Origin of the sequence: Micromonospora sp. KLBMP9576 (assembly GCF_050941805.1) — a bacterium.
Classification (GTDB): Bacteria; Actinomycetota; Actinomycetes; order Mycobacteriales; family Micromonosporaceae; genus Micromonospora.
The window spans coordinates 5,696,372-5,721,674 of the sequence record NZ_CP194567.1 but is presented as its reverse complement, the minus strand read 5'-3'; the positions used below and the strand labels follow the sequence as shown (position 1 = coordinate 5,721,674).

Sequence of the window (25,303 nt, the reverse complement as noted above, 5' to 3'; positions counted from 1 at the left end):
GCCCGCGCGTACGGTGTCCGTCGTGTTGTGTGCGAACGTTGTGTAATACAGGATCAGCAGGGCACTCGGAAGGAGCCCGACATCACCAGCGATCTCCCGCGTCTCGCGGCGGTGGCCCGGCCGCACCGGGGAACCGGCCGGTCCGGTTCCTCCGTCGTGCCGTACCCGCACGGCGGCATGGGACGTCATCCCAACCTGCCCCCGGGTGAGCGGCTGCGGGTGCTGCTGGTCGAGGACGACGAGGGCGACGCCTTCCTGGTCGGCGAGCTGCTCGCCGAGACCAACTCGATGATCGAACTGCTGGTGGCGACGAGCCTCAGCGAGGCCCGCAAGCGGGTGATGGGCGTCGACTGCGTCCTGCTCGACCTGGGCCTGCCCGACGCGCAGGGTCTCGACGGCCTGCGTCAGGTGCTGGAGATGTCCAGCAACGCCGCCGTGTGCGTACTGACCGGGCGCTCCGACGAGCACCTCGGCATCGTCGCGGTCGCCGAGGGCGCCCAGGACTACCTCGTCAAGGGCCAGGTCGACGGGGTGCTGCTGACCCGGGCGCTGCGCTACGCGGTGGAGCGCAAGCGCGCCGACGAGAACGCCCGGCGGCTGCGCGAGGTCGAGCTGCGCCAGGCCGAGTCCGCCCGCCTGGAACGGGGGCTGCTGCCCCAGCCGTTGATGACCACGGATCAGGTCGCCGTGCACACCTTCTACCGGCCCGGCCGGTACGCGGCCCTGATCGGCGGCGACTTCTACGACGTGGTGCAGACCCGGCCCGACCGGCTCGACCTGATCGTCGGCGACGTCTGCGGCCACGGCGTGGACGAGGCGGCCCTCGGGGTCGAACTCCGGGTCGCCTGGCGGGCGCTGGTCCTCGCCGGCGTGGCCGACGACGAGGTGCTGCCGGCGCTGGAGCAGGTGCTGATGAGCGAACGTCGGCTCCAGGAGATCTTCGCGACCGTCGCCACCGTGCGGCTGCACCTCGACGCCAACCGGGCCACCGTCCGGCTGGCCGGTCACCCGCCGCCGCTGCTGCTCGCCGGGGGCGAGGTGGTCCCGGTGCCCGCGCCCGGTGGCCGGCTGCTCGGCGTACGACCCCGCCGGCCCGTTGCCTACGACCTGGAGTTCGACACCGATGACTGGTCCCTGTTGATGTACACCGACGGCCTGATCGAGGGCCGGATCGGCGAGAGCGACGAGCGCCTCGACGTGCCCGGCCTCACCGGACTGCTCGCCGACCCGGCGACCCTCCCCGTGCCGCTGGCCGAGCTGCCGGCCTGGCTGGTGGGCCGCGCCGAGCAGATCAACGGCGGTCCGTTCGCCGACGACGTCGCCATGCTGCTGGTCAGCCGGGGCGGTGGCCGGTGAAGGGTGTCCTCGAGTGGACCCTGCGCCGGCGGGTCGTCACGCTGCTCACCGTCGTCGCCATCCTCCTGCTCGGCCTGGCGGCCGGCGAGGTGGCCCTGGCGGCGAAGAACCGGACGCACATCGACGCGATCCTCAACAAGACGGGCCCGCTGCGCGTGCAGGCGCAGGAGCTGCTCAACGCCCTGCTGGACCAGGAGACGGCGGTACGTGGCTACGCGGTCAGCGGCAGCCCCGCCGAGCTGGCCCCCTACGACGCCGGCCGCAAGCGCGAGCAGGACCTGACCGCCTCGATGCGGCGGCTGGCCGTCGACTACCCGGGGCTGCGGGAGGAGATCCAGGTCGTCGAGCAGCGGGCTGAGGCGTGGCGGCAGGCGGTGGCGGTGCCGGTGATCACCACCACGGACCAGAACGGCACCGCCGCCGGCCAGGCGCTCGTCACCGACGAGGCCCGCGAGCAGTTCGACGAGGTCCGGGGTGCCGTCGACCACCTGCAGCAGGAGATCTTCGAGACCCGGCAGAGCAGTGCCGAGGACGTCCGGCGGACCAGCAACCTGCTGGTGTTCCTGCTGATCGTCGCCGTCGCGGTGGTGCTCGTCGCGGGCACCATGATGCTGGTCTCGCTGGACAAGATGGTGATCCGCCCGCTGACCCGGCTCGCCGACCAGGTGCGGGAGGTGGCCGAGGGCGACTACCAGCACGGCATCGCCGGCGAGGGCCCGCCCGAGTTCGTCCAGCTCGCCGAGGACGTGGACGCGATGCGACGCAAGATCGCCAAGGACCTGGCCGAGGTGCGGGAGGCCCGGGAACGCATCGAGTGGGTCAACAGCCAGCTCCAGAAGCAGGCCGAGGAGCTGACCCGTTCCAACCGCGACCTGGAGCAGTTCGCGTACGTCGCCTCGCACGACCTGCAGGAGCCGCTGCGTAAGGTGGCCAGCTTCTGCCAGCTCCTGCAGCGCCGCTACGCCGGGCAGTTGGACGAGCGGGCCGACCAGTACATCGCGTTCGCCGTCGACGGCGCGCAGCGGATGCAGCGGCTGATCAACGACCTGCTCGCCTTCTCCCGGATCGGCCGGCTCACCACCGGCTTCACCGAGGTCGACCTCAACAAGGTCATGGGCGACGTGGCCGCGCAGACCGAGGCGGGCCGGCAGTACGCCGACGCCGAGCTGACCTGGGACGAGCTGCCGGTGATCCGCGGCGAGGAGCCGTTGCTGACCAACCTGCTGGCCAACCTGGTCAGCAACTCGGTCAAGTTCCGCCGCCCCGACGTGCCGTCGAAGGTGCACGTCTCGGCCCGCCTGGTGGGCGACGAGTGGGAGATCAGCTGCCGGGACAACGGCATCGGCATCGAGCCGGAGTTCGCCGACAAGATCTTCGTCATCTTCCAGCGGCTGCACGCCAAGGACGCCTACCCGGGGACCGGGATCGGGCTGGCGATCGTCAAGAAGATCGTCGAATACCACGGCGGCCGGGTCTGGGTGGACACCGACGTCGAGGAGGGCACGGTGATCCGCTTCACCCTTCCGTCGCTGCCCGAGCAGGCCGCGGGGACGGCGACCGACGCGGCGGCGACCGACGCGGCCGAGGGCGGCGACGAGCCCGCCGGCGGGGCCGGGGACGACGGGCCCGCCGGGAACACCGGCACCGGCCTGCCCGCGCAGGTCGGCGGCGATGCCGCCGGGACGGACGCCACGGACGGGCCGGGCGGGGCGCCGGAAGGCGGTAGAACGGGTGACATGAGGGAGACGGTGGGATGACCGCGCCGGCGGACGGTAAGAGCCCGATCGAGGTCCTGCTCGTCGAGGACGACCCGGGTGACGTGTTGATGACCCAGGAGGCGTTCGAGGAGCACAAGCTCCGCAACCGGCTGACCGTCGTCTCCGACGGCGCCGAGGCGCTGTCGTACCTGCGGCGCGAGGGTCGGTACGCCGACGCGGTGCAGCCGGACCTGATCCTGCTCGACCTGAACCTGCCCCGCCGTGACGGGCGGGAGGTGCTGGAGGAGATCAAGTCCGACGAGCAGCTCTGCCGGATCCCGGTCGTGGTGCTGACGACGTCCCAGGCCGACGAGGACATCCTGCGCAGCTACCAGCTGCACGCCAACGCGTACGTGGCGAAGCCGGTGGACTTCGATCGCTTCATCACTGTGGTCCGGCAGATCGACGAGTTCTTCGTCAGCGTGGTCAAGCTGCCGCCGCGTGGCTGACACCCTGCTCGACGACGTCGGTGCTCTGCTGCGCGAGACCGCCGACCAGGTCGTGCTGCCACTGTTCCGCAAGCTCGACGACGCCGACGTCAGCGAGAAGGCGCCGGGGGAACTCGTCACGGTCGCCGATCGCCGCGCCGAGGAGATGATCTCGGCGGCCCTGCGCCGGCTGCGCCCCGGCTCCGTGGTGGTCGGCGAGGAGGGGGTCGCCGACGACCCGACCCTGCTGGAACACCTGGGCGGTCGCGCCGACGTCTGGCTGGTCGACCCGATCGACGGCACGTCGAACTTCGTGGCCGGCCGCCAGCCGTTCGCGCTGATGGTGGCGTTGCAGACCGGCGGCGAGCCGGCGGCCGCATGGGTGCTCGACCCGCTCGCCGGGACGCTGGCCGTGGCGCGGGCGGGCGAGGGGACCTGGCTCGACGGCCGGCCGCTGCGCACCGGCGACCGCGCGCCCACGCTGGACGCGCTGCGGGGCGCCGCGATGTCCCACGCCCTGCCGCCGGCGGCACGGGCGCGGGTCGAGGCGGGTGGCGCGCGACTCGGGGAACTGCTGCCCGGCCAGCACTGCGCCGGCCGCGAATACCTGGACGTGCTCACCGGCGACCAGGATTTCGTGCTCTTCTGGCGCACCCTGCCCTGGGACCACGCCCCGGGATCCCTGCTGGTCCGGGCCGCCGGCGGGGTCGCCCGGCGGTTCGACGGCGCCGACTACCACCCGGCGGGCGAGGGCCACGGCCTCCTGGTCGCCGCCAGCGAACGGATCTGGACGGCGGCACGTGAGGCGCTGCTCGGCGCTGGGTGACATCGATGCGACACGGTGTCGATGTTGGGTTGCCGGAGGGCTCACGGGCCCGGCCGGGCCCACCGCGTCCGGTATCCTGACCGCCGGTCTCCGCCAGCAGGCCGCCGACCGGCGCCCGGCGGGGGCCGCCGCCGCGCCGTGCTGTCGTCCGGGGCCGGCGGCCGACGGAAGGATGCTTTCGTGCGCAGGACCAGGCCCGTCGGGCGGCGTGTCCGCCGTCCGCTGATCGCCCTGTTCGCCGCCGCGGCGCTGCTCCTCGGCGGTGGTGTGCCGGCGTACGCGGAACCCGACGAGGGCGGCACCAAGAAGCTCCGGGACGCGCTGGCGGCCACCGCCAAGGCGCACATCGAGGCCAAGGGCAAGCTGGACAGCTCCAAGGCCCGGCAGAAGCAGCTGACCAAGCAGTTGGCCGCGGTGGAGGTGCGGCTGGTCGAGCTGACCGCGCAGGTCGGCGAGGTCGCCGCCCAGTCGTACCGGATGGGCCGGCTGACGCCCACGGCGATGCTGCTCAACAGCGCCTCGCCGGAGGAGTTCCTGGACCGGGCGGCCAGCCTCGACCTGATGGCCCAGCGCGACGGTAAGCGGCTGCGCGGCCTGGCCGAGGTACGCGAGCAGGCGCGGCAGGCCAAGGTCGCCGTCGACACCGAGGTCCGGGAGCAGCAGAAGCAGGTCGCCGTGATGAACAACAAGAAGAAGGAGGCGGAGGCGGCGCTCGCGGAGGTCAGCTCAGGCAGCAGCGGCGGCTTCAGCGGCGGCAACTCCGCCTCGGCGAGGCCGGCCCCCCGCAACTCGGACGGCTCCTGGCCGTCGGAGTCCTGCTCGCTGAACGACCCGACCAGCTCCGGCTGCATCACCCCGCGCACCCTCAACGCCCTCAACCAGACCAAGGCGGCCGGCTACAAGCGGTACGTCAACTGCTTCGACAACCGCCCCTCCGGCGAGCACCCCAAGGGCCGGGCCTGCGACTTCTCGGCCGCCGCCGGTGGGTTCGAGAACAGGAGCGCCACCGGCGGGGACAGGGCGTACGGCGACAGCCTCGCCGCCTGGCACGTGCGCAACGCCAACCGGCTGGGCGTGCTCTACGTGATCTGGTACCGGCAGATCTGGCATCCCGGCACCGGGTGGCGGTCCTACGGCGGCAGCGGCAGCCCCGCCGCCGACCACACGAACCATGTTCATCTCTCGATGTACTGATCCGCCCGCCCAGTTTCACTGCGTACCATCGCGCTGGTGAGCTCCCCAACCTCCGATGTCACGGTGCCGCCCGCCCAGCCCGCGGCGCCCACGGCCCTGGCCCTGCCCAACGGTCTCGCCGCCTTCCTGGTCTTCTTCTCCAGCGGCGCCGTCCTGGTGCTGGAGACCGCGGCCCTGCGGCTGGTCGGGCCGTACGTCGGGGTGACCCTCCAGGTGACCAGCTCGGTCATCGGCATCGCCCTGGCCGCCATCGCCTACGGCGCGTGGACGGGCGGCTGGTTGGCCGACCGGCGCAACCCGCGCACCCTGCTGGCCCCGGCGCTGGTGCTGGCCGGCATCGCCACCGCGATCACCCTGCCCGTCGTCCGGTACGCCGGTGAGGTGCTGCGCGGCGGGGCGGCCTCGGCCATCCTGCTGCTCGTCGCGCTCGCCGTCTTCGTGCCGGCGGCCCTGCTGTCGGCGGTCACCCCGCTGGTGGTCAAGCTTCAGCTCGCCGACCTGCGGCGCACCGGCCAGGTGGTCGGCCGGCTCTCCGGCATCGGCACCCTGGGTGGGATCACGGCCACGTTCGGCACCGGCTTCGTGCTGGTCGCCGCGCTGCCCAGCACCGTCATCCTGTTCGCCCTGGCGGCCTCGCTCGGGCTCACGGGGCTCGGCCTCGGGTTGTGGCTGCGCCGGCGGGACTCCGCACGGGTGCCCGGCCCCGCCCGCGCCAGGGCCGCCCTGGCGGTGCTCGGTCTCGCGGGCGCCGGGCTGACCACGGTGGCGCCGAACCCGTGCGACATCGAGACCGCCTACCACTGCGCCAGCGTGCAGGCCGACAGCGACCGGGAGTCCGGCCGCACCCTGCTGCTCAACTCGGCGCAGCACTCGTACGTGGACCTCGCCGACCCCACCCACCTGGAGTACGCGTACACCCGGTGGATCGGGGCGGTGGCCGACGTGACGGCCCCGAAGGGGCAGCGGCTCGACGCGCTGCACCTGGGCGGCGGCGGGTTCACCGTGCCCCGCTACCTGACCGCCACCCGCCCCGGCACCGACAACGTCGTCTTCGAGATCGACGGCGGGCTGGTGGAGCTGGGCGAGCGGCAGCTCGGCGTACGCCAGGGGCCGGACCTGCGGGCGGTGGTGGGCGACGCCCGGATGCTGGTCGCGGGGGAGGGCACCGACAGCCGCGACCTCGTGGTCGGCGACGCCTTCGGGCACCTGGTGGTGCCCTGGCACCTCGCCACCCGGGAGATGGCCGCCGAGGTGCGCCGGGTGACCCGGCCGGGCGGCGTGTACGTGCAGAACGTCATCGACTATCCGCCGCTGCGCTTCATCCGCAGCGAGCTGGCCACCGTGGCCGCCGAGTTCCGGCACGTCGCGTTGATCGCCCCGGCGGCGGCGCTCGCCGGGCGGGAGGGCTCGAACTTCCTCATCGTCGCCTCCGACGCCCCGCTTCCGCTGGCGGCGGTCCGCACCCGGCTGACCGAGCTGCGGGAGGACGTCAGCCTGCTCGCGGACGCCGAACTCAGCGCGTTCGTGGGTGACGCGCTGGTGCTGACCGACGACTACGCGCCCGTGGACCAGCTCCTCGCCACCGCCTGATCGGGTGAACCGCTGACCGATTCCGACCGCGCAGGTGTAGCCGGGGCGGTCCCGGGCAACAACGACCACCATGGGCGGAGCGATCCGGGACGGCGCACAACTGCTGGGTGAGCGGTACCGGCTGGTCGAGCAGCTCGGGGCGGGCGGCATGTCCGTGGTCTGGCGCGGCTACGACGAGGTGCTCGGCCGCCAGGTGGCGGTCAAGGTGCTCGCGTCGCGGCTGGCCGCCGACCGCGCGTTCCGGCACCGCATCCGGGTCGAGGCGCAGGCCGCCGCCCGGCTGTGCCACCCCAACATCACGAACGTCTACGACTACGGCGAGTCCGAGCAGGTCGGCCTGACGGTGCCGTACGTCGTCATGGAACTGGTCGACGGCGAGTCGCTGACCGGCCGGCTGCGCCGGGGCAGCCTGCCCTGGCGGGAGGCGGTGACGATCGGCGCGGAGGTCAGCTCGGCGCTGGCCACGGCGCACGCCCGCGGGGTGGTGCACCGCGACGTCACCCCGGGCAACGTGATGCTGACCGCCACGGGCGTGAAGGTGGTCGACTTCGGCATCTCGGCGCTGGTGGGGGAGAAGGAGAAGGGGCCGGACGGCACGCTGCTCGGCACCCCCGCGTACTTCGCCCCGGAGCGGCTCGACAACGGCCAGGTCTCCCCGGCCACCGACGTGTACGCGGTCGGCCTGCTGCTCTACCGGATGCTCACCGGCCGGCTGCCCTGGCAGGCGAGCACCACCACCCAGATGCTGCGCGCACACATGTACGACGCCCCGGAGCCCATGGCACCGGTGCCGGGACTGCCCGACGAGGTGCCCGAGCTGGTGGGACGCTGCCTGGCGAAGCGCCCCGGGGACCGCCCCGCCACCGCGGAGGTCGCACGGACGCTGGCGGGGGCCGCCGGCATGATGGCCGCGATGCCGGTCTCCCCGGCGGGTCCCGTGGACGAGGCCACGCTGGCCGCCGCCGGCACCACCATCCTGCCCTGGTCCGCCGCGACCGACGCGCTGCCGTTCTCCCGTACTCGCGGGCGGCGCGCGGTGGCCCGGCGTCGTCGTATCGAGGCGGGGGTCGCCGCCGCCGGCCTGGTGGCGGTGACCGCAGCGGTATGGGGGGTGACCTCGCACAGCCCGGCCAGCGGCGGCATCGACGAGCCGACCGAGGCGCGGATGGGGGCCCCGGCGCCGACGTCCTGCCAGGTGACGTACACGTTGCGCGCGGACTCCGGCAAGGACTTCGCCGCCGAGCTGACCCTGACCAACACGGACGTGCGGGAGCTGCGCGACTGGCGGCTGAGCTTCGCCTTTCCCGGCCAGCAGACGGTGACGAAGGCGGCGCCGGTTCCGGTGCGCCAGCAGGGGCGCACGGTGCTGTTGGAGCCGGCCCCGGGAAAGGCCGCGCTGGCACCCGGGGCGGCGCAGACGCTCACCCTGACCGGCCGCCACACCGGCGTCAACCCGCTGCCGCTGGAGTTCCGCGTCGGTGACGAGACCTGCGGGGCGCAGGTCTCCGGGGTGGCCGGTTCGGCGCCCCGCGTCGCACCCGCCAAGCCCCCGGACGCGAAGCCGACGACCGCCAAGTCCCCGGCCGGGAAGCCGGCGACGGGCAAGCCCCCGGCCGCGAAGCCGCCGGCGGCCAAGGCCCCGGCGAAGAAGGCCGGCGGTTCCGGCGGGGCCAAGGCCAAGCCCGACAACTCCGGCAAGGGCAAGGGGGCGGTCGGTGGAAAAAAAGCCAGCGGGGAAAGGGAGGGCGAGGACGATGACTGAGCCCGCCGGGTTCAGCTCAGCGCCGCGAATCGTTGCACCTGCTCGATGTCGCCCTCGATGATCAGCATGCTGTCCGGGGCGATCACGGTGGCGTCCGTGGCGTACCGGAAGCGCTCGCCGGGCAGTTTGACGCCCACCACCCGCACCCCGTAGCGCTCGGTGGGCGCCAGCTCCACGAGGGGCCGGCCGACCATCGCCTGCGGCGTGCACACCTTGGCGATGGCGAAGTCGTCGCCGAACTCGATGAAGTCGAGCATCCTGCTGACGATCAGGTGGGCCACCCGCACACCGGTGTCGGCCTCCGGAAAGATCACATGGTGCGCGCCGACGGAGTCCAGGATCTTGGCGTGCTTCGTCGAGGTGGCCCGGGCCCAGATCTGCGCCACGCCCAGCTCGGCCAGCGCCAGCACCGTCAGCACGCTCGCCTCCACCGAGGCGCCGATGGCGACCACCGCCCGGCCGAAGTCCGCCACGCCGAGCTGCCGCAACACCCCCTCCTCCGTGGAGTCGGCCTGCACCACCCGGTCCAGCTGCGCCGACCACCGCTGCACCTGCTCCGGGCTGCGGTCGATGGCCAGCACCTCGTGGTTCAGCGCGGCCAGCCCGCCGGCCAGGTGGCAGCCGAACCGGCCCAGCCCGATCACCACGACGCCGCCCGCGCCCTTCCTCCTAGCCGACAATGGGTTGCTCCTCCGCGTATCGGTACCGCCGGCGGCGGGTGTTCAGGGCGATCGCCGACCCGAGGGTCAGCGGCCCGATCCGACCGACGAACATGAGGACGACCAGGACGAGCTGGCCGTTCGCCGGCAGCCCGGCGGCCACCCCGACGCTGAGGCCGGTGGTGGTGAGCGCCGAGGTCACCTCGAACAGCGCCGCGTAGAGGGGGATCCCCTCGGTGAGGAAGATCAGCACCACGGTCCCGGCGGCCACCAGCGCGACGCTGAGCAGCGCGACGGTGATCGCCTGCCGCTGGCTGGCGGTGGCCACCCGGCGGTGCCCGACCGTCACGTCCGGCTCGCCGCGTAGCTCCGCCCACAGCACGAAGGCGAGTAGGAAGAAGGTGGTCACCTTGATCCCACCGGCCGTGCTGGCGCTGCCGCCGCCGATGAACATCAGGCCGATGACCAGGGGGTAGCTCTCCTCCGCCAGGCCGCCGACGTCGACGACGTTGAAGCCGCCGGTGCGGATGAAGGAGTTCTGGGCGAACGCCACCACGAGTTTGTCGGACCAGGCGTGACCGCCCAGGGTGCGGGGATTCGCCCACTCGACGACCAGCAGGCCGAGGAAGCCCACCGCCAGCAGGGTCAGGCTGCCCCAGACGGTCAGCTTGGTGGCGACCGCCCACCGGGTCGGCTGCCGCCACTCCCGGACCGCCTCGAAGAGCGCCGGGAAGCCGAGCCCGCCGAGAATGGTGCCGGCGGCCAGCGGCAGCGTCACCCAGGCGTCGGTGGCGAAGCCGATCAGGTTGTCGGTGTGGAGCGCGAACCCACCGTTGTTGAAGGCCTGGACGGCGTGGAAGACGCCGCTGAAGAGGGCCCGCCCGAACGGGTAGTCGTAGGCCGTCCACAGCCGGACGGTCAGGACCGCGGTCATGACCGCCTCGCAGACCAGCGCGAGGCCGGCGATGCGCAGCAGCAGCCGGCGTACGTCGCCGATGCCGAACTCGGCGGTCTCGGCCTGCACCAGCAGCCGGCTGCGCAGTCCCAGCCGGCGGGCCACCACCAGGATCACCAGGGTCGCGCCGGTCACGATGCCGAGGCCGCCGACCTGGGTGAGCACCGTGATCATCACGAGCCCGAACCCGTTCCAGTAGGTCGGGGTGTCCACCACCGCCATCCCGGTCACCGAGACCGCCGAGGTGGCGGTGAACAGCGCGGTCAGGAACGGCGTGTACCGCTCTGTGCTGCTGGCCCAGGGCAGCATCAGCAGCCCGGTGCCGACCATGATCGTCACCAGGAAGCCGAGCGGCACGAGCCGGACGGGGTGGCGAAGAAGCCGGCGCACCAGACAATCTTCCTTTTCCACCGCATCCAGGGTGCGAAAACCGACATCCCGGCCCCCCACCCTCGACCCACCCACCCACCCACCCACCCTCCCCCCACCTCCGTGATCATGAAGTTGTTGTTGTGACACGCCGTAGCGGAGGGCAATAACTTCATGATCGACGGAGGTGGGGTGGGGGTTGGGGGGGTGGGGGTTAGCCGTTCAGCATTTCGTAGGCCGATGCGGGGGCCTTTTGGACCTGGGTGCCCGTTGGGGCGGTCAGCTGTGGCGTGTTGCCGAAGTTGGAGTACTTGACGACGTACTTCGTGGCCTTCTGCTTGCCGGCCGCCGGGATGTTCACGGTCAGCGAGGCGAGGTTCCCGTCCGGGCCGACGGCGGCCGTGAACGGGACCTGCTTCGCCGCGTCGCCGAGCCCCGGGACGTCCACACCCTCCAGCGCCTCAGCCACGTTCGGGTCGTCGGTCAGGTCGACGGTGCCCGTGTACTTTCCGCCACCCGCCTCCGTCACGGTCTGCGCCGCCTGGATGATCGCCCCGGTGTTGCCCGGGTCGGCGCCCTCGTACGAGGGCACCCCGGCCGGGTCCTTGATCTTGGTCGGATCGAGTTCCATCCACCGCTTCGGCAGCTTCAACAGGGTGCTGAGATCCTGCTCGCCCGCGAAGCTCACCTTCATCCAGGAGCGCTGCTCGATGAGGCGGAACGTCAGCTTCATGGTGAAGTCGAGTTCCTCGTCCTTCTCGGTGACGGTGAGTTCCAGAGCCTTCCCCGCCGGGTCCACCACGCCGGTGACGGCACCGGACAAATCGCTTCCGCTGAACCGGAAGGCCGGGTCCTCCTCGGTGGGCACCGCGGCCAGGAGCGTGTCCTTCGGGCTGGGCGGCGGGGAGACCGACGGGGCCGCCTGCGTCGGCGTACCGTCGGGTCCGTCGCCGCCGCATCCGGCCACCATGGCGGTCACGGCCAGCAGGGCGGCTGCGACCGTCGCGCCTCGCCCGACCCTGCCGGCGGCGCCGGTTCGCTGCGTCATGTGTGTGACTCTCTTCCATCGACGGACTGTTGCCGTCGCAGATCTTGACACGTTTCCGGCCGGCGGGAGTGCCCGCCACAGCTGGTAGAAATGCCGGATGAGTCAGAATCGGACGGCGGTACGGGAGCGGGCCGAGGCGGTGCTGCGGCGACTGGCCGGCGAGCACGCCCGGCTCCGGGAGGACCAGTGGCGGGCGATCGAGGCGCTGGTCGTCGACCGCCGCCGGGTGCTCTGCGTGCAGCGCACCGGCTGGGGCAAGTCGGCGGTCTACTTCGTGGCCACCGCGCTGCTGCGGGACCGGGCGGCGGCCGGCGACGGGGACGCCACCGGCCCGACCGTGATCGTCTCGCCGCTGCTGGCGCTGATGCGCAACCAGGTCGAGGCGGCGGCCCGCGCCGGCATCCGGGCCCGCACCATCAACTCCGCCAACCTGGACGAGTGGGACGAGATCACCGCCGAGATCCACGCCGGCGCGGTGGACGTGCTGCTGATCAGCCCGGAGCGGCTCAACAACCCCGACTTCCGGGACACCGTCCTGCCGCGGCTCGCCGCCACCACCGGCCTCCTGGTGGTCGACGAGGCGCACTGCGTCTCCGACTGGGGGCACGACTTCCGGCCGGACTACCGCCGGCTGCGTACGTTCCTGGGCAACCTGCCCGAGCGCACCCCCGTGCTGGCCACCACGGCCACCGCGAACGCCCGCGTCACCGCCGACGTGGCGGAGCAGCTCGGCGACGCCCTGGTGCTGCGCGGCAGCCTGGACCGGGAGTCGCTGCGCCTCGGCGTGGTCGACCTGCCGAACCCGGCGCAGCGGCTGGCGTGGCTCGCCGACCACCTGGACCGGCTGCCCGGCTCGGGGATCGTCTACACGCTCACCGTCGCCGCGGCGGGGGAGACCGCCGAGTTCCTGCGCGCCCGGGGTTACGCCGTCGCCTCCTACACCGGCCAGGTCGAGGACGCCGACCGGCGGGCCGCCGAGCAGGACCTGCTGGACAACAAGATCAAGGCCCTGGTCGCCACCAGCGCCCTCGGCATGGGCTTCGACAAGCCGGACCTCGGCTTCGTGGTGCACCTCGGCGCACCGCCGTCCCCGATCGCCTACTACCAGCAGGTCGGCCGGGCCGGCCGGGCCGTCGCGCACGCCGAGGTGCTGCTGCTGCCCGGCGCCGAGGACGCCGCGATCTGGCGCTACTTCGCCTCGCTCGCCTTCCCGCCCGAGGAGCAGGTCCGCGCCGTCCTCGCCGCCCTGCACACCGACCGTCCGCTCTCCACCCAGGCCCTCGAGCCGATCGTCGACCTGCGCCGGGCCCGGCTGGAGCTGATGCTGAAGGTGCTCGACGTCGACGGCGCGGTCCGCCGGGTGCGCGGCGGCTGGCTCGCCACCGACCAACCCTGGACGTACGACGAGGCCCGGCTGCGCCGCGTCGCCGAGGCGCGCACCGCCGAGCAGCAGGCCATGCGGGAGTACGCGCGTACCCCCGGCTGCCGGCTGCGCTACCTGCGCGAGTGCCTGGACGACGTCGGAGCCGGCGACTGCGGTCGCTGCGACCGCTGCGCCGGCCCGCTCTTCACGCCCGACGTGTCGGACGTCGCGCTGAGCGCCGCGCAGACCTTCCTCGGCCGGCCCGGTGTCGAGATCGCGCCGAAGAAGCTCTGGCCGACCGGGCTGGAGGCGGTGGGCGTACCCCTGAAGGGGCGGATCGCCCCCGCGGAGCAGGCGCTGGCGGGGCGCGCGGTGGGCCGGCTGTCGGACCTGGGGTGGGGCGGCCGGCTACGCGACCTGGTCGGGCCGGAGGCGGCGGACGCCGCCGTTCCCGACGACGTGGCCGCCGCCGTGGTCGAGGTGCTCAAGGCGTGGGCGCACGGCGACGAGAAGTGGCCGCGCCGGCCGGCGGGTGTGGTCGCGGTCGGCTCGCGCCGCCGGCCCCGGCTGGTCGGCTCCCTCGCCGAGCGGATCGCCGCCGTCGGCCGGTTGCCGCTGCTCGGCCAGGTGGCACCGGCCGGCGCGCCCGCCGGCGGCCCGCGCGGCAACAGCGCCCAGCGGGTACGCGCCCTGCACGGCGCCTTCGCCGTGCCCGAGGAGCTGGCCGACGCCCTCGCCGGGCTCGCCGGGCCGGTGCTGCTGGTCGACGACCTGGTCGACTCGGGCTGGACGATGACGATGGCCGCCCGGGAACTGCGCCGCGCCGGTGCCCCCGACGTGCTCCCCCTCGCGCTGGCCGTGGCCGGCTGACCGGGCGGCACTGCGACCGTCGCCACGCCGCGCCACGGGCGGGGCGGGCCGCCGCCGACGGGCGGTAGCGTGGGCCGCATGACCGATGAGCAGCCCGGCCCTGAGCGGGACGGCGACGGTGCCTGACCACGTGTCGGCCGCCGACCAGGCGTCGGCCGCCCCCGATGAGGCGTCGGCTGTGCCGGCCGGGCGCGATGAGGCGTCGGCCGTGCCGGCCGGGCGCGATGAGGCGTCGGCCGTGCCGGACCGTGGCACCGTCCGGCTGGCGCTTGTCGTCGGCGGGCTGGTGCTCGCCGTCCTGCTCGGCTTCGGCCTCGGCCGGATCGACGCCGGCGGCCCGTCCGCCGCGGCGGGAGCGGAGAGCGCCCTCACCGGTCACAGCCACGCACCGGGCACTGGCGCCCACGAACACGGCGCCGACCAGGCCGCGGCGGCGCAGGCCGGCGGCCTCTCGGTCAGTTCGGCGGGCTACACCCTGACCCCGGTGGCCGCCGCGTTCACCGCGGGCCGGCCGGGCGAGCTGCGCTTCCAGGTGCGCGACGCGCAACGCCGCCCGGTGAGCAGGTTCGCGGTCGTGCACGACAAGCCGATGCACCTGATCGTGGTGCGCCGCGACCTGACCGGCTACCAGCACCTGCATCCGACCATGGCGGCGGACGGCACCTGGTCGGTGCCGCTGACCCTGCCGCAGCCGGGCGTCTGGCGGGCGTACGCCGACTTCACGGCGCTCGCCGACGACGGCCGGCAGACCGCGGTGACCCTCGGGGTCGACCTGACCGCGCCGGGCGGCTACCAGCCGAGGCCACTGCCGGCGCCGGCCTCCTCGGCGACGGTCGACGGGTTCGCCGTCAGCTTCCGGGGCACCCCGCAGGCGGGTGTGACCGTGCCGCTGACCTTCCGCGTCGACTCGCCCGGGGGGCCGGTGACGCTGGAGCGCTACCTGGGCGCGTACGGGCATCTGGTCGCCCTGCGCGAGGGGGATCTCGGCTATCTGCACGTGCACCCGGAGCCGCAACCGGTCGACGGGGCGGTGACGTTCTGGCTCACCACGCCCGATCCCGGCCGGTACCGGCTCTACCTGGACTTCCAGGTCGGCGGCGTGGTGCGGACCGCCGAGTTCTCGGTCACCGTGTCCTGACCCCCGCCGGGCGGCGGGGACGGGCGCTCAGCCGGCGCGGTGGATGGGGCGGCGGGCCAGGTAACGCAGCAGGTCACGGATGTGGTGCTTCTCCTCGGCGGGCACGGTCGGGTCGGCCAGCCGTTGCAGGATCACCCGGACGTCCGCCTCGACGGGGCCGTCGTCGGCGCGCCGGCGGGGCGCGGGGCCGGCGTCGGGTAGGCCGAGCGCGCGGAACGCGGCCGCGACCGGCAGGTCCAGCGCGGCGCAGAAGCCGCGCACCTTGGCCAGCTCGGGGTAGTCCTGCCAGTCACCCGCGAGCCAACGGAACACGGTCGACCGGCCGACGCCCGTGTGGGACGCCAGGTCCGTGACGGTCCAACCGCGTTCGGCACGGGCGTCGTCGATGGCACGCCGCACGAAGCGTGCGAAGGCCATCTGCGGAGAAACCTCTACGGAGCCCATTCCTGCGGGTCTACCCTCCTGACCAGCACCGACGGTGCGCACCCGAGGGTAGTACGGAAAGGTGTGCAAGCAGCTGACTGATCGGCCAGACCGTCCCGTGGGCGGGTTCCACCCCGGAGGGAATGGCGGGGATCACACCTCGGCCGGCGGGTCGCCCGGGGTGGGGGCGGCCGGTGCCGGCAAGAGCGCCTCCAGTCGCGGGGTGACCGCCCACTGGTCGACCAGTTCCCGGTACTCCGCCCGCTGGCCGGCGGTCGGGGCGGTGCCGGTGCGTCGCGCCCGGATGAGCAGGTTGCGCGGGGTGTGCTGGGAATCGACGAACTCCACCACCTCGGCCCGGTAGCCGTGCAGCCGGAGCAGCCCGGCGCGCAGCGCGTCGGTGAGGACGTCCGCGAAGCGCTCACGGAGGATGCCCTGCCGGGTCAGCAGCTCGTACGGCGTCGGGGTTGGCCGGGCACGTAGCTGGGCCGCGACGTCGTGGTGGCAGCAGGGCGCGGCGAGGACCCAGCGGGCCTGCCAGCGCACCGCCCTGGCCAGCGCCTCGTCGGTGGCGGTGTCGCAGGCGTGCAGGGCCAGCACCAGGTCGGGGGCGGGCGTCACGACGGCGTCGGCGATCGTGCCGGCCACGAAGCTGACCCGGTCGGCCCAGCCCAGCCGCTCGGCGAGTGCGGTGTTGCGCCGCCGCTGGTCCTCCCGGACGTCCACGCCGACCAGCTCGACGTCGATCCCCCGCTGGGCCAGCCACCGGTACGCGGCGAAGGTCAGGTACGCGTTGCCGCAGCCCAGGTCGACCACCCGCAGCGGGCCGGTCAGGTCGTCGGGGAGGGTCGCCGCCAGTGCGCGCAGGAACGCGTCTACCTGGCGTCGTTTCGCGGCCGAGCCGCCGATCTCGGCGAAGATCGGGTCGCCGGGGTCGAGCAGGTACTCCTTCGCCCGGTCGTGCCCGCCCGGCCCGGCGGCCGGCCGGGCCGCGGCGGCCCGGTGCACCTGCGCCTCGCCGGACTTGGTGACCCGCACCTGGATCGTGGCGTCGGCGGTCTCCACGTGCCAGTTGCCGAACGGCTCGGCCAGCAGGGCGTCCACGGCCGCGTCCGCCTCCGGGCCGGGGGCCACGTTGCGGGTGTGCGGGCGCGCACCGTCCGAGGTGAGGATCTGCAACCGGGAGCCGGCCTTGAGGGCGACCGGCCGCAGTTCGGCGCGGAGCACCGAGGGCCGGTGCCCTCGTCGGCGTCCGGCGGCCACCGCTCGGGTGAGCGCAGGGTCGAGCAGCAGCGCCCGGACCTCGGTCAGGGCGGCGTCCAGCGGTTCGGGCATTGCTCCATCTTCCTGGTCGATCGGCGGCTCGCCGACGCGCGGTCGGGCGCGGGCGGGTGACGACGGGCGGGACCGGGCGTTCCGGCGGCGGCGTCCGGTGCGGGACACGGCTCGATCCGGTGCCGGCAGCCTCCCGAAGGCACCCCGCCTCCCCTTTGCTCTGCGCTCACCGGCGCACCGGTTACCGTGCGTGGCTGTTGCCTGGGCATACGCAGAGCAAAGGGAGCGCGCGGTGCGGTGTCGCGTTCGCCGGCAACCCCAGGTCACCGCCCGGACGGCGAGATCCCCCGGCACCGTATGACCGGTCCGGGGGATCTCAAGTGACGCTACGTGATCAGTCGGCGGTCGCCTCGGCCGGCGTACCGGCGGCGCCACCGCCACCACGACGGCGCCGGCGGCGGCGCGGCTTCGACGCTTCGCCCTCGGCGGCGGCGACGGGGGCGTCGCTGGACACCTCGCCGGCGTCCACGGCGGCGGCCGGTTCGCCCGCGACGGTCTCGCCGGCCCGGCGACGCCGGCGGCGGCGCGGGATGCGGGCGCCCTCCTCGGCGGTGTCGGCCGGCCCGTTCGCCGCCGGCGCGTCGGTCGTGTCACCGGCACGGACCGGACGGCCCTCGCCGCGACCGCGGCCCTCGTCCCGACCGCGGCCCTCGTCCCGACCGCGGCCCTCGCCGCGACCGCGACCCTCGTCCCGGCCCTCGCCGCGCCGGGAGCCCCGGCCGCTCTCGCCCCGGCGGGACCGGCCGCCGCCGAGGTCCTCCTCGATCTCGGCCGACAGGCCGGCGCGGGTGCGCTCGGCGGTCGGCAGGGTGCCGGAGACCTCGGTGGAGATGTGCAGGTCGGTGTAGAGGTGCGGAGACGTGTGGTACGTCTCCAGGGGCTCCGGCATCTCCAGGCCCAGCGTCTTGTCGATGATCCGCCAGCGGGGCATGTCGTCCCAGTCGACGAAGGTCACCGCGACACCCGTCGCTCCGGCCCGGCCGGTACGACCGATCCGGTGGGTGTAGGTGTCCTGGTCCTCGGGGCAGTCGTAGTTGATGACGTGGGTGACGCCACTGACGTCGAGCCCACGCGCCGCCACGTCGGTGGCGACCAGGATGTCGATCTTGCCGGCCCGGAACGCCCGCAGCGCCCGCTCCCGCGCGCCCTGCCCGAGGTCACCGTGCACGGCGGCGACCGCGAAGCCCCGGAAGTCGAGGTCCTCGGCGACCCGGTCGGCGGCCCGCTTGGTGCGGGTGAAGATCATGGTCAGCCCGCGCCCCTCGGCCTGCAGGATGCGGGCGACGATCTCGACCTTGTTCATCGAGTGGGTGCGGTAGACGAGCTGCTCGGTCTGCGGCGACGGCCCCGTCTCGGCGGTGTGGCCGGCGTGGATCGTCATCGGCTGGCGCAGGAAGCGCCGGGAGAGGGTGACGATCGGGTCCGGCATGGTCGCCGAGAAGAGCATCGTCTGCCGGTCCTCCGGCAGCATCGCGAGGATCCGCTCGACGTCGTCGAGGAAGCCCAGGTCCAGCATGCGGTCGGCCTCGTCGAGGACCAGCGCGTGCACCCTGTCCAGCCGCAGGTGCTTCTGCTTGGCCAGGTCCAGCAGCCGGCCGGGAGTGCCGACCAGGATCTCCACGCCCTTGCGCAGCGCGTCGACCTGCGGCTCGTAGGCCACGCCACCGTAGATCGGCAGCACCCGCACGCCCCGGGTCCGGCCCGCGGCGGCGAGGTCCTTGGCGACCTGGATGCCCAGCTCGCGGGTGGGTACGACGACAAGCGCCTGCGGCACGCCGTCGCTGCCCTCGTTCGGCGCGAAGACCCGCTCCAGCAGCGGTACGCCGAAGCCGAGGGTCTTGCCGGTGCCGGTGGGGGCCTGGCCGATCATGTCGGTGCCGCGCATCGCGATCGGAATCGCGTACTCCTGGATGGCGAAGGCGCGGGTGATACCGGCCGCGGCCAGCGCCTCGACGGTCTCCGGGCGCGCGCCCAGCTCGGCGAAGGTGGGTGCCTCCGGGCGCACCGGAGCGGTGGCGGCCAGTTCCTGGCCGTCCATGAGGTCTTGAGTCAGCTCGCTCATATGGATTTGGGGGTGCCCTCTCGTGGGTGCGCCCCGTCATGTCCTCAGGGCGCGTTCGGTGTGGCGCGGGCCACACGGTCGGCGGCAGACTGCCTTGCCGGACCGGGCCGCACGCGCGCCGCGGGCCTCACACTTCGACCGGGCCGGCTGATCGGTTGGACCATCCTGGCCAGGTCGGCGCCCACGGCAACTGCTCTATGTTACCTGAACCGACCCGAGGGCGTCCTGATTCCGCACGTGGGCGCCGTGCCGGAAGCGGATCGTGTGGCGTGGGTCACGCCGGTCCGGGCCGCCGGCGCGCGGTAGCCTGCGCTCGTGCCCGCGCCCGAGCTGCCCGACCGCGCCGTCGTCGACCTGCTGGGTCTGGTGGCCCTCGGCGAGCTGCTCGCCTTCGAGCGGATGGCCGTCGACGCCCGGCTCGCCCCCGACCTGCGCCGGCGCGCCGCACTGGGCGAGATGGCCGCCGCCGAGATCGCCAACTACCGCCGGCTCGCCGACCGGCTCGCCGCGCTCGGCGTGCCGCCCGACGACGCCATGGCGCCGTACGCGGGGCCGGTGCAGGCGTACCACGACTCGACCGAGCCGCGGGACTGGGCGGAGGCGGTGACCAAGGCGTACGTGGGCGACGCCATCACCGACGACTTCGTCCGGGAGATCGCCACGACCCTGGCCGAGCCGGACCGCCAACTCGTGCTCGACGTGCTGCACGACTCGTCGTACGCCGACTTCGCCGTCGCGGAGATCCGGGCGGCCGTCGCGGCCGACCCGAGGGTCGCCGGCCGGCTCTCGATGTGGGCGCGGCGGCTCGTCGGCGAGGCGCTGTCGCAGGCCGGTCGGGTGGTTGCCGCCGAGCGGGGGGCGTTCACCGCGCTCGGCGCGCAGGTGGACGTGCCGGGGCTGTTCCGACGGCTGACCGAGGCGCACACCGCTCGGATGGCCGCAGCCGGGCTGAACAACTGACCGGACCGGCGGCCCCGCGTGCGGTCCGCGACGGGCGACCCTCGGTCACCCGTCGCGGCCGGCGGAGCCGCTCAGCGGACGGTGAAACCGACCGAGCGCGGCGACGCCTCGGCGATCTCGACGTAGGCGACCTTGCTGACCGGCACGATCACCCGCCGGCCCTTCTCGTCGGTCAGGGAGAGGGTGCCTTCGTCCCTGCCGAAGGCGTCGGTCACGATCTGCTCGATCTCGGCCGGCGACTGCGCGCTCTCCAGGACCAGCTCACGGGGCGCGTACTGCACGCCGATCTTGACCTCCACTGTGCCTCCTCATTCGGGCGAAAGAGCCGCCGAGGGGAAGGCTATCCGATCTCCGGGCCGGATGTTCAGGCTGACTCGCCTTGCAGCGGGAAGCTGGCGATGCCCCGCCAGGAGAGCGCCGCGACCAGCGCCTCCGCCTCGGCCTTCGGCAGTTGCCGGCCACGGGCCAGCCAGAACTGCGCGGCGGTCTCGGCCGCGCCGACCAGGCCGGAGGCGAGCAGTTCGGCGTGCGCCCGGCTGATCCCGGTGTCGGAGATGATGGTGTCGGTGATCGCCGCGATGCAGCCCTGCTCCACCCGCTCGACACGCTGACGCACCGCCGGGTCGTTGCGCAGGTCCGACTCGAAGACGAGGCGGAAGGCCTCGCTCTCGTGGTCGACGAAGTCGAAGTATGCGCGCACCGACGCGCCGACCCGCTCCTTGTTGTCGTTGGTGCCGCGCATCGCGTCGTTCACCTTCGCCAGGATCGCGTCACAGTGCGTGTCCAGCAGGGCGAGGTAGAGCTCCATCTTGCCCGGGAAGTGCTGGTAGAGCACCGGCTTGGAGACTCCCGCCCGCTCGGCGATGTCGTCCATCGCGGCGGCGTGGTAGCCCTGGGCTACGAACACCTCCTGGGCCGCGGCGAGCAACTGCTTGCGGCGCGCGGAACGCGGCAGGCGGGTGGGCCGGCCGGTGGTCTGGGCACCGTTCCCCACAGCGGGCATGGGAACCTCCGAGTTTCTTGTACGAGCCGGCATATCACCCGAACCGGTCGGGGCCGAGGCCCGTCGCGGAATTGGCCCGCCGCTGTAACTTATCGCCACTGTCACCACACGGTAGCCTCAGCGGGGGCGACCAAGGAGCGCGCGGTGAGTGAAACAGGGCAACCCGGTGCCGCCACCCCGGGAGAGCACGGCGACGGGACGGGTCCGCAGGACGACCTGGCCCGTCCCGGCGACGGGTGGGCGCCTCCGACGGCCGGCTGGCCCCGGGGTGGAGAGACCTCCGTCTCCCGCGAGCCGGCCTCGTCGTGGGGCCCGCCCGACCCGGCTGCCGGCTGGGCCGCCGCGTCGGCGCGACACGGCGACCTGCCGTCGCCGCTGCCCGGCGGGGCGGAGCCACCGCCCGGCCCGCCGGCCGAGCCGCAGGCCCGGCTCAACGGCCACCGCGTCAACGGCGTGGCGCACCCCGGCGGCGACGCGCCGGTCAACCGCCAGGCCCCGGTGAGCGCACCCCCCGGCCCGCAGGGCGAGCAGCGCCGCGACCCGGGCAGCGACCGGCTGATGGTGCCCGCGCAACGCCCGGCGCCGACGGCCCAGCAGCCGTCGCAGCGCTTCCCCGATCCCGAACCCGGTCCGGCCCGGCGCTCCGCCGACGAACCGTCCACCGGCCGGCCGAGCCGCTGGTCGGAGCCGGGCCTGCCGACGTCGGCGCCCCCGGCCGTCCAGGTCCCGCCCGTGGGGACCGCCCCCAGCGGCTTCGAGTTGCCGCCCGGCTTCCGCGCCCCGGCGGGGGACCGCGCCGACGCGGCGCAGGGCCCGTCGGCGGCCGGCACCACGCGCGGCTGGGGTGACCACTTCCCGCCGGAGCCACCGGCCGTCGACCCGAGCCCGTTCCCGCCGACCGTGGACCGTCCGGCGGTGGACCGCCCGACCGACGCCGGCGACCGCGCGACCGGCGGCGACCGCGCCCCCGGCGCGGACCGGCTGGTCACCGGCGACCCCGTGGCCGGCGGCGACCGCGCGCCGCGGGCCGCCGGGCCCGAACAACCCGGGCGCGGCTTCGGGCCGGGCGGGCAGCGGCCGCCGGATACCGATCCGACGGCCGGCGCCGAGCGCGCCGACCGGGAACCGCAGCCGACCCCGGAACCGGGCGGCCCGCGGCAGCCGGCCGCGGAGTGGCCCCCGTCGACCGAACCGGACTGGAGCGGCCCGAACTGGAACCGCCCGAGCTGGGGTGCCGCGTGGGCGCCGCCCTGGTCCCGGGACGAGCCCGAGGCACCGGGCCGCCGCTCCCGCGAGGAGGAGGCGACCGACCGGCGCTCCCGCGAGGAGCCCGCGCCGCAGGCCCGCCGGGCGCGCGAGGAACCCGCTCCCGATCCATTCGGCCGCCGATCGCGGGAGGAACCGCCGCCGGCCTGGGCGGAAGAGCCACACCGACCGTACGAGCCGGTGCGTCCTGAGCCTCCCCGGCCCTACGGCCCGCCCCCCGAGCCGGGCCACCCCTACGACGTCGTCGCCCACACCCCGGCGGCGCCGTACGAGCGCCCACCCGTCCCCGGCGGCCCGCCGGCCGGCCCCGAGGCGGAACCGCCGGCCCCGACCGGGCAACCGGCGTGGGCGGCGGGCGGTACGGTCGCCGCCCCGGCGAGCGCGCCCCCGCTCGCGTACGCCCCGGAGGCCGTCGCGCCCCGCGCCGAGGACGCCCCGGACCGGACCGCCCGGCCGTTCCGGCTCCGGCCGGAGAGCGCCGAGCCGGCCCCGTGGTCTCCCGACGGGCCGCAGTCCGCCGCCGAGTCCGCCGCCGGCTTCGGCCGCCGCGAGGACGCCCCGCCCGGGCCCGCCCCGACGAGCGCACCCCCCTACGCGGCCCGCCGGTCCGCGCCCGAGGCGGACCGCGCGGCCCAGCCGGGCCCCGTCGACCGCGCGCCGGAGCCCGCGCCGCCGGTGCTGCCGCAGCGCGTCCCTGCCGAGCCGGACGTGCCCGTCGTGCCGGAGCCGCCAGCCGTTGGTCCGCCCGCCGAGACCCCCGAACTCGCTCGCATCGCCACCCACCTGCGTCGTGACGACGAGCCCGCCCCGCTGCGGGAACGCCCGGAGGGCTTCGACGTCAACGCCATCCTGGACGCCGTGCGTGGCGTGCCCGGCGTCCGCGACGCCGCGCTGCGCCGCACCCCGGCCGGCGCGCACAGCCTGCGGCTCGACCTCTCCGACGGGGCCGACCCGGCGGAGGTGAGCCGGCAGGTCGCCCGCCTGCTGCAGGACCGGATGGGGCTGGCCGCCGCGCCGCAGAACGTGCCCGGCATGCCGAGCGCGCCCGCCGCCCCGCCGGTGCGTCGCCGGGCGGCGCCGCGCGCCGGCGACGCCAGGTCACCCGCCGCCGCGCGACCCGCCGAGCCCCGGGTGCCCGGCAGCCCGCCGGAGGCGTCGCCCGCCCGTGCCGAGGCCGGCCCCGCCCGCGCCGAACCGCGCCCCGAGGCGTCGCCGGCCCGTGCCGAGGCCGGCCCCGCCCGCGTCGAGCCCCGTGCCGAGGTGACGCCCGAGGCCCCGCGTCGACGCCGGCAGCCCACAGTCGCGCACCGGGGTCGGGCGACGGTCGAGGAGCCGGGCTCGGTCTCCGCCGCGCCGGGCGGGACCTCGGCCGGCGCGCAGGCGACCGCCGGCACGTCGTACTCCGGTGGGCAGGTGACGACGACGGAGACCGCGCCGCCCCGGCCGCTGGACACCGGTGGCGTCACGGGCCCCCGGGTGGTGATCGACCACGTCCAGGTCAGCACCTTCGGGCTCGACGCCAACGTGGAGGTGCACCTGCTCGCCGGCGCCCGGAGCGCCGCCGGCCACTCGACCGGGCCGGCCGTCGACGGATACCTGCTGCGGCTCTGCGCGGTGGCCGCCGCGGCGGCCGTGGACGAGTTGCTGCGCGGCGGGGAGAACGGCCCCGGGGCCGGCCCCGACCGCGGGCGCTGCTTCGTGGAGCACGCCGCCGTGGTGCCCTTCGGCAACTGCGACGTGGCCACGGTCGTGGTGCTGCTGGTCTGTGACGGCTGGGTGGAGCAACTCGTCGGCTCCGCACTGGTCGCCGGCGATCCCCGCCAGGCCGTCGTCCGGGCCACCCTGGCCGCGGTCAACCGCCGGATCGAGGCGCTGCTGGCCTGAGCGGGCGTCCGGCGGGCTGCCGGTCGGGGCGGCACCGGGCAGACTGGAATCATGAAGCGTGCGACCCTCCGGCCGGACCACCTGCTTCCCGAGCCCGCCGTCCCACCGCCCTGGCCGGGACGGGAGGTACGCCTCGACGGCACGGTGACGTACGTCCGGGACACGCCGGCCACGGCGCCCGGCGCGGAGCCGGCGCTCTACGTGCACGGCCTCGGCGGCTCGTCGCAGAACTGGACCGACCTGGCGTACCTGCTCGCCGACCACCTCGACGGGCAGGCCATCGACCTGCCCGGGTTCGGCCGCAGCGAGCCGAGTCGCCGGTACACGGTCCCGGCGTTCGCCGACCGGGTGATCCGCTGGATCGAGCATTCCGGTCGCGGGCCGGTGCACCTGTTCGGCAACTCGCTGGGCGGGGCGATCTCGGTGCAGGTCGCGGGGGTGCGACCGGACCTGGTCCGGAGCCTGACCCTGATCTCGCCGGCGCTGCCGTTCCTGGACTTCCGGCGCTCGTTGCAGGGCCGGATGCTGCCGCTGCTGGCGATTCCCCGGGGTGAGCGCCTGGTCGCCTGGCACCTGGCCCAGCTCGCGCCCGAGGTGATGGCCCGGCAGGTGATGGAGGCGTGCGTCGCCGACCGCAGCCGCATCTGCGAGCAGCGCCGGGAGGAGGCGCTGGAGGAGATCCGCCTGCGGCACGCGGCCGAGCACCACGCCGCCGCCTACTTCCGCACGTTCCGGGGGCTGGTCTCCACCTTCCTGCGGTCGTACCTGCCGGGGCCGGGGTCGCTGTGGCGGCTGGCCGGGGCGGTGCAGGCGCCCACCCTGGTCGTCGGGGGGCGGGCCGACCGGCTGGTGGACGTGCGGGTGGCGCCGCAGACGGCCCGGGTCGTCCCGGACAGCCGGCTGCTGATGCTCGACGGGGTCGGCCACGTGGCGCAGCAGGAGGTGCCGCGTCTGGTGGCCCGGGCCGTGCTGGACCTGCTCGCGGAGGCGGGGCTCGCCGCCCGGCGTTTCGATGTGACAGGCTGAGCGCGATGCCCCCCACCCGTCGCCACTCT

At 74.6% G+C, this 25,303-nt stretch carries 19 protein-coding genes and 1 pseudogene; 12 read left to right on the top strand and 8 right to left on the bottom strand.

From position 1 onward, the window contains the following. Positions 1 to 177: 177 nt before the first annotated feature. The 7 genes from ACQ452_RS25405 to ACQ452_RS25375 all read left to right on the top strand — a co-directional run bounded on the left by ACQ452_RS25405 (position 178) and on the right by ACQ452_RS25375 (position 8,913). A complete protein-coding gene (locus ACQ452_RS25405; protein ID WP_433387931.1) occupies positions 178 to 1,356 on the top strand; it encodes a PP2C family protein-serine/threonine phosphatase in 1,179 nt (392 codons plus the stop codon). After that, positions 1,353 to 3,113, top strand: a complete 1,761-nt coding sequence (locus ACQ452_RS25400; RefSeq protein ID WP_433387930.1) for a sensor histidine kinase — start codon at positions 1,353 to 1,355, stop codon at positions 3,111 to 3,113. The genes ACQ452_RS25405 and ACQ452_RS25400 overlap by 4 nt, the downstream gene beginning before the upstream one ends. Then, positions 3,110 to 3,562 (top strand): response regulator, encoded by a 453-nt coding sequence (locus ACQ452_RS25395; protein ID WP_433387929.1) that lies wholly within the window; start codon positions 3,110 to 3,112, stop codon positions 3,560 to 3,562. Before ACQ452_RS25400 ends, ACQ452_RS25395 begins: the two co-directional genes overlap by 4 nt. Continuing rightward, positions 3,555 to 4,367 carry an inositol monophosphatase family protein gene (locus ACQ452_RS25390; RefSeq protein WP_433387927.1) on the top strand — a complete coding sequence of 271 codons (813 nt, stop codon included), beginning with the start codon at positions 3,555 to 3,557 and terminating at the stop codon, positions 4,365 to 4,367. The genes ACQ452_RS25395 and ACQ452_RS25390 overlap by 8 nt, the downstream gene beginning before the upstream one ends. Positions 4,368 to 4,547: 180 nt before the next feature. Beyond that, on the top strand, positions 4,548 to 5,561 hold the full coding sequence (locus ACQ452_RS25385; RefSeq protein WP_433387925.1) for a coiled-coil domain-containing protein: 1,014 nt from the start codon (positions 4,548 to 4,550) through the stop codon (positions 5,559 to 5,561). Positions 5,562 to 5,597: 36 nt separating this feature from the next. Continuing rightward, complete coding sequence (locus ACQ452_RS25380) at positions 5,598 to 7,151, top strand: fused MFS/spermidine synthase (RefSeq protein ID WP_433387924.1); 1,554 nt, start codon at positions 5,598 to 5,600, stop codon at positions 7,149 to 7,151. 70 nt (positions 7,152 to 7,221) lie between these two features. After that, positions 7,222 to 8,913, top strand: a complete 1,692-nt coding sequence (locus ACQ452_RS25375) for a protein kinase domain-containing protein (RefSeq protein WP_433387922.1) — start codon at positions 7,222 to 7,224, stop codon at positions 8,911 to 8,913. Between the two features lie 11 nt (positions 8,914 to 8,924). Here ACQ452_RS25375 and ACQ452_RS25370 read toward each other — a convergent pair whose 3' ends face one another. The 3 genes from ACQ452_RS25370 to ACQ452_RS25360 all read right to left on the bottom strand — a co-directional run bounded on the left by ACQ452_RS25370 (position 8,925) and on the right by ACQ452_RS25360 (position 11,944). After that, the gene (locus tag ACQ452_RS25370) at positions 8,925 to 9,593 is read right to left on the bottom strand and encodes a potassium channel family protein (RefSeq protein ID WP_433387920.1); all 669 of its coding nucleotides are present in this window, start codon (positions 9,591 to 9,593) and stop codon (positions 8,925 to 8,927) included. Further along, positions 9,583 to 10,917 (bottom strand): TrkH family potassium uptake protein, encoded by a 1,335-nt coding sequence (locus ACQ452_RS25365; protein WP_433394407.1) that lies wholly within the window; start codon positions 10,915 to 10,917, stop codon positions 9,583 to 9,585. Before ACQ452_RS25365 ends, ACQ452_RS25370 begins: the two co-directional genes overlap by 11 nt. A 193-nt stretch (positions 10,918 to 11,110) precedes the next feature. Continuing rightward, entirely contained in the window at positions 11,111 to 11,944 is an 834-nt protein-coding gene (locus ACQ452_RS25360) for a hypothetical protein (protein ID WP_433387919.1), read from the bottom strand. A 97-nt stretch (positions 11,945 to 12,041) separates the two neighbouring features. Between ACQ452_RS25360 and ACQ452_RS25355 the strand changes: the two genes are divergently transcribed. Together ACQ452_RS25355 and ACQ452_RS25350 are read left to right on the top strand one after the other, a co-directional pair. Next, entirely contained in the window at positions 12,042 to 14,177 is a 2,136-nt protein-coding gene (locus tag ACQ452_RS25355; RefSeq protein WP_433387917.1) for a DEAD/DEAH box helicase, read from the top strand. Positions 14,178 to 14,295: 118 nt separating this feature from the next. Beyond that, positions 14,296 to 15,315 (top strand): hypothetical protein, encoded by a 1,020-nt coding sequence (locus ACQ452_RS25350; protein WP_433387916.1) that lies wholly within the window; start codon positions 14,296 to 14,298, stop codon positions 15,313 to 15,315. A 27-nt stretch (positions 15,316 to 15,342) separates the two neighbouring features. Here the strand turns inward: ACQ452_RS25350 and ACQ452_RS25345 are convergent, their stop codons facing one another. The 3 genes from ACQ452_RS25345 to ACQ452_RS25335 all read right to left on the bottom strand — a co-directional run bounded on the left by ACQ452_RS25345 (position 15,343) and on the right by ACQ452_RS25335 (position 19,135). Further along, on the bottom strand, positions 15,343 to 15,759 hold the full coding sequence (locus ACQ452_RS25345) for a helix-turn-helix transcriptional regulator (protein ID WP_433387915.1): 417 nt from the start codon (positions 15,757 to 15,759) through the stop codon (positions 15,343 to 15,345). 132 nt (positions 15,760 to 15,891) lie between these two features. Continuing rightward, on the bottom strand, positions 15,892 to 17,073 hold the full coding sequence (locus ACQ452_RS25340; RefSeq protein ID WP_433387914.1) for a class I SAM-dependent methyltransferase: 1,182 nt from the start codon (positions 17,071 to 17,073) through the stop codon (positions 15,892 to 15,894). Between the two features lie 334 nt (positions 17,074 to 17,407). Next, entirely contained in the window at positions 17,408 to 19,135 is a 1,728-nt protein-coding gene (locus ACQ452_RS25335) for a DEAD/DEAH box helicase (RefSeq protein WP_433387913.1), read from the bottom strand. Between the two features lie 315 nt (positions 19,136 to 19,450). Between ACQ452_RS25335 and ACQ452_RS25330 the strand changes: the two genes are divergently transcribed. Then, positions 19,451 to 20,095: a ferritin-like fold-containing protein gene (locus ACQ452_RS25330; RefSeq protein ID WP_433387911.1), complete on the top strand. Its 645-nt coding sequence runs from the start codon at positions 19,451 to 19,453 to the stop codon at positions 20,093 to 20,095. Between the two features lie 71 nt (positions 20,096 to 20,166). On the opposite strand, the gene ACQ452_RS25325 is transcribed toward ACQ452_RS25330, so the two are convergent. Together ACQ452_RS25325 and ACQ452_RS25320 are read right to left on the bottom strand one after the other, a co-directional pair. Continuing rightward, the gene (locus ACQ452_RS25325) at positions 20,167 to 20,394 is read right to left on the bottom strand and encodes a DUF3107 domain-containing protein (RefSeq protein WP_433387910.1); all 228 of its coding nucleotides are present in this window, start codon (positions 20,392 to 20,394) and stop codon (positions 20,167 to 20,169) included. Between the two features lie 65 nt (positions 20,395 to 20,459). Further along, positions 20,460 to 21,098 carry a TetR/AcrR family transcriptional regulator gene (locus ACQ452_RS25320; RefSeq protein WP_433387909.1) on the bottom strand — a complete coding sequence of 213 codons (639 nt, stop codon included), beginning with the start codon at positions 21,096 to 21,098 and terminating at the stop codon, positions 20,460 to 20,462. Between the two features lie 1,749 nt (positions 21,099 to 22,847). On the opposite strand from ACQ452_RS25320, the pseudogene ACQ452_RS25315 reads away from it, so the two are divergent. Then, positions 22,848 to 24,248 (top strand): annotated as a pseudogene (locus tag ACQ452_RS25315) (hypothetical protein); the annotation flags it as partial. A gap of 51 nt (positions 24,249 to 24,299) precedes the next feature. After that, a complete protein-coding gene (locus ACQ452_RS25310) occupies positions 24,300 to 25,274 on the top strand; it encodes an alpha/beta fold hydrolase (RefSeq protein ID WP_433387907.1) in 975 nt (324 codons plus the stop codon). The last annotated feature ends 29 nt before the right edge of the window (positions 25,275 to 25,303 follow it).